Origin of the sequence: uncultured Cellulomonas sp., assembly GCF_963527515.1 — a bacterium.
Taxonomy (GTDB): Bacteria; Actinomycetota; Actinomycetes; order Actinomycetales; family Cellulomonadaceae; genus Cellulomonas.
The window spans coordinates 1-3462 of record NZ_CAURTV010000183.1; the positions used below are offsets into that span (position 1 = coordinate 1).

Annotated in this window: 3 protein-coding genes; 2 read left to right on the forward strand and 1 reads right to left on the reverse strand. The window is 74.1% G+C overall.

All coding sequences use genetic code 11. The features are described from left to right. Window positions 1-220 precede the first annotated feature (220 nt). Window positions 221-1747 (reverse strand): aminopeptidase P family protein, encoded by a 1527-nt coding sequence (locus tag RYN42_RS20010; RefSeq protein ID WP_315099344.1) that lies wholly within the window; start codon window positions 1745-1747, stop codon window positions 221-223. Between the two features lie 70 nt (window positions 1748-1817). On the opposite strand from RYN42_RS20010, the gene RYN42_RS20015 reads away from it, so the two are divergent. Both RYN42_RS20015 and RYN42_RS20020 read left to right on the forward strand, forming a co-directional pair. Then, the gene (locus RYN42_RS20015; protein WP_315099347.1) at window positions 1818-2660 is read left to right on the forward strand and encodes a PHP domain-containing protein; all 843 of its coding nucleotides are present in this window, start codon (window positions 1818-1820) and stop codon (window positions 2658-2660) included. After that, window positions 2657-3280 (forward strand): MarC family protein, encoded by a 624-nt coding sequence (locus RYN42_RS20020; protein ID WP_315099350.1) that lies wholly within the window; start codon window positions 2657-2659, stop codon window positions 3278-3280. The genes RYN42_RS20015 and RYN42_RS20020 overlap by 4 nt, the downstream gene beginning before the upstream one ends. Window positions 3281-3462: the final 182 nt, after the last annotated feature.

A 3462-nucleotide genomic window follows, 5' to 3' on the forward strand; every position in this document is an offset into this window, starting at 1 on the left:
GAGCGGGCCGCCTCCCGCACCCTGAGCCGGGCCGCCCGCCGCTCGCGGCGCGTCGGGCCGGGCTCGACCTGCGGTGCGTCGGGGAACGCGCTGTGCGCCTCGCGGAGCGTGGCTGCCTTCGAGTAGAGCAGTGCGAGGTTCGGGGTGTCCATGTCGTCCTCCTGTGTCGGGGTGTCCCTTCACAGCAGGTGACGCGGCCGGGCAGGCCCGATCGACACACCTAGCGGTCGAGCAGGCCCGCCATCCACGCCTCGACAGCGTCCGGGTCCCGGGGGAGCGCCGCCGAGAGGTTCTCGTTGCCGTCCGCGGTGACGAGCACGTCGTCCTCGATCCGCACGCCGATGCCGCGGTACTCCGCCGGCACCAGCAGGTCGTCCGACTTGAAGTACAGGCCCGGCTCGATGGTGAACACCATGCCCGGCTCCAGCACGCCGTCGAGGTACAGCTCGGCCCGGGCCTGCGCGCAGTCGTGCACGTCGAGCCCGAGGTGGTGGCTGGTCCCGTGCACCATCCACCGGCGGTGGTGCTGGTTCTCGGGCAGCAGCGCCTCCTGCGCCGAGACGGGCAGCAGGCCCCACTGCTCCAGCCGGTCGGCGATGACCGTCATGGCCGCGGCGTGCACGTCGCGGAACCGCGCACCCGGCACCGCGGCCGCGAAGCCGGCGTCCGCCGCGTCCAGCACCGCCTGGTAGATGCGCCGCTGGACCTCGGTGAACGTGCCGTCGACGGGCAGGGTGCGGGTGACGTCCGCGGTGTACAGGGAGTCGACCTCGACGCCGGCGTCGACCAGGACGAGCTCGCCCGGGACCACCTGGCCGTCGTTCTCGATCCAGTGCAGCGTCGTGGCGTGCTCCCCGGCCGCGGCGATGGTCTCGTAGCCGACCGCGTTGCCCTCCTGGCGTGCGTGGCCGACGAACGTCCCCTCGATCACGCGCTCGCCGCGCCGGTGCGCGACCGCGTCGGGGAGGGCGCGGACGATCTTCTCGAAGCCCTCGATCGTGGTGTCGACCGCGAGGCGCATCTGCTCGATCTCGTGGGCGTCCTTGACCAGCCGCAGCTCGGAGAGGGCCTCCGCCAGCCGCTCGTCGCGCTGCCCGGCGGCCTCGGTCGCGCGGATCTGCTCGACCAGCTCCTCGATCGCCTCGTCGGCGCCGGGGACCACCCGCACCTGCACACCGTCGGGGCCCACGTCCTTGGCCAGGCCGTCGCGCAGGTCGTCGACGTGCGCCGTGCGGATGCCGGTGAGCGTCTCCAGGTCCTCCAGCGTCGGGCGCGCGCCCACCCAGAACTCGCCGTACCGGGAGTCGGAGAAGAACTCCTCGGTGTCCCGGCCCGACAGCGGCCGCATGTAGAGGACGGCCCGGTGCACGCTGCCCTCGTCGCCGGTGCCGTCCTCGACCGGGTGCAGCACCAGGACGGCGTCGGGCTCCTGCTCGGCGCCCAGGCCCGTGAGGTGCGCGAACGCCGAGTGCGGCCGGAACCGGTAGTCCGTGTCGTTGGAGCGGGTCGTGTAGGCGCCGGCGGGGATCACGAGCCGCTCGCCCGGGAACAGGGCCGAGAGGGCCGAGCGGCGGGCGGCGGTGTGGTCGGCGGCGGGACCGCGGACCAGGCCCGACGGACGACGCTCACCCCAGCCGGAGGTGATGAACCGGACGAACTCCGCCGAGCCGGGCCGCTGCGAGCGGTTGCTGCCGCGGTCGGCGAGCGGCTGGTCGGAGGTGCTCTCGGGCGTCAGGTCCTCGCTCATGGCGCCATCTTCCCACCACGCCCGGGGGCGGCCGTCAAGGGAGCCCTCCGGACGCCGATACCGTGAGCACGTGCGCATCGACCTCCATACCCACTCGACGGCGTCGGACGGGATGGACGCCCCCGCGCGGGTGGTCGCGGCCGCCGCGGACGCAGGGCTGGACGTCGTGGCCCTCACCGACCACGACACCACCGCGGGCTGGGCGGAGGCGGAGCAGGCGGCCCACGAGCACGGGATCGCGCTGGTGCGGGGCACCGAGGTGTCCGCCCGCTCGAACGGCATCAGCATCCACCTGCTGTCCTACCTGCAGGACCCGACGCACCCCGCGCTCGTCGCCGAGCTGGACCGCACCCGGGACGCCCGGCTGGGCCGCGCGCGCCAGATCGTCGAGCTGCTCGCGGAGGACGTGCCCCTGACCTGGGAGGACGTGCTGGAGCACTCCCGCGACGCCGTCGTCGTGGGCCGTCCGCACATCGCCGACGCCCTCGTCGCCCGCGGCGTCGTGCCCGACCGCGACGCGGCGTTCGTGCACCTGCTCGCCGCGAGCGGGCCGTACCACGTGCCGCACTACGCGCCCGACGGTCCCGACGCCGTGCGTGCCATCCGCGCAGCCGGCGGCGTCCCCGTCTTCGCGCACCCCGCCGCCGACGCCCGCGGGCGGATCGTGCCGGACCGCGTGTTCGACCGCCTCGCCGCCGCGGGCCTGGCCGGCCTCGAGGTGCACCACCGCGACCACTCGCCGCAGCAGCGGGTCCGGCTGACCGCGATCGCGGAGCGGCTCGGCCTGCTGGTCACGGGGTCCAGCGACTACCACGGTGCCGGGAAGGCCAACCGGCTAGGAGAGAATCTCACGGCGCCGGACGCGCTCGCGGCGATCGAGGACCAGGGGACGACGGAGGTGGTGCGGCCATGAGCGGGATCGTCGACGGCTACCTGTTCGCGTCCGTCTTCATCACCCTGTTCGTCATCATGGACCCGCCCGGCGTGGTGCCCATCTTCCTGGGCCTCACGGGTGCGATGACCCGGCAGCGGCGCAACCGCGCAGCGCGTCAGGCCGTGCTCGTCGCCCTGGGCGTCATCGTGGCGTTCGCCCTGTTCGGGCAGTCGCTGCTCGACTACATGCACATCACGCTGCCGGCCCTGCAGGCCTCCGGCGGGCTGTTGCTGCTGCTCATCGCCATGGAGCTGCTGACCGGCAAGATGGAGGAGCCGCAGCCGTCGGGCAACGGCAAGGTCAACGTCGCGCTGGTCCCCCTGGGCACCCCGTTGCTGGCCGGCCCCGGCGCCATCGTCGCGACCATGGTGTTCGTCCAGCAGTCCGACAAGACGGTCGCCGACTGGGTGGCCATCGCGCTCGCGGTCGTCGCGGTGCACGTGGCCCTGTACCTGGCCATGCGGTTCGCCAACGTGATCCACCGGGTGCTCGGCGACTCGGGCACCATCCTGGTCACCCGCATCGCGGGCCTGCTGCTGGCCGCGATCGCGGTGCAGCTGGTCGCCGACGCGGTGACCGCCTTCATCCGGGCGGCATAGCGAGAGGGTGCGTGCTCCGCGGAGCACGCACCCTCTCGTCGAACCGGTCGGTCAGCCCTCGGTGGCCGACGCCTGCGGGGCGCCGCCGCCCTCGGCGCCCTGGCCGCTGCGCGTGCGGCGACGGCTCCGGCTGCGACGGCCGGTGCCCTCGGCGGACCCGCCGTCGGCGGCCTGCTCGAGGC

Excerpts from the sequence above, each read along its gene's own strand:
- RYN42_RS20010 (WP_315099344.1), bottom strand. The coding sequence starts at position 1,747 with ATGAGCGAGGACCTGACGCCCGAGAGCACCTCCGACCAGCCGCTCGCC.
- RYN42_RS20020 (WP_315099350.1), top strand. The coding sequence starts at position 2,657 with ATGAGCGGGATCGTCGACGGCTACCTGTTCGCGTCCGTCTTCATCACC.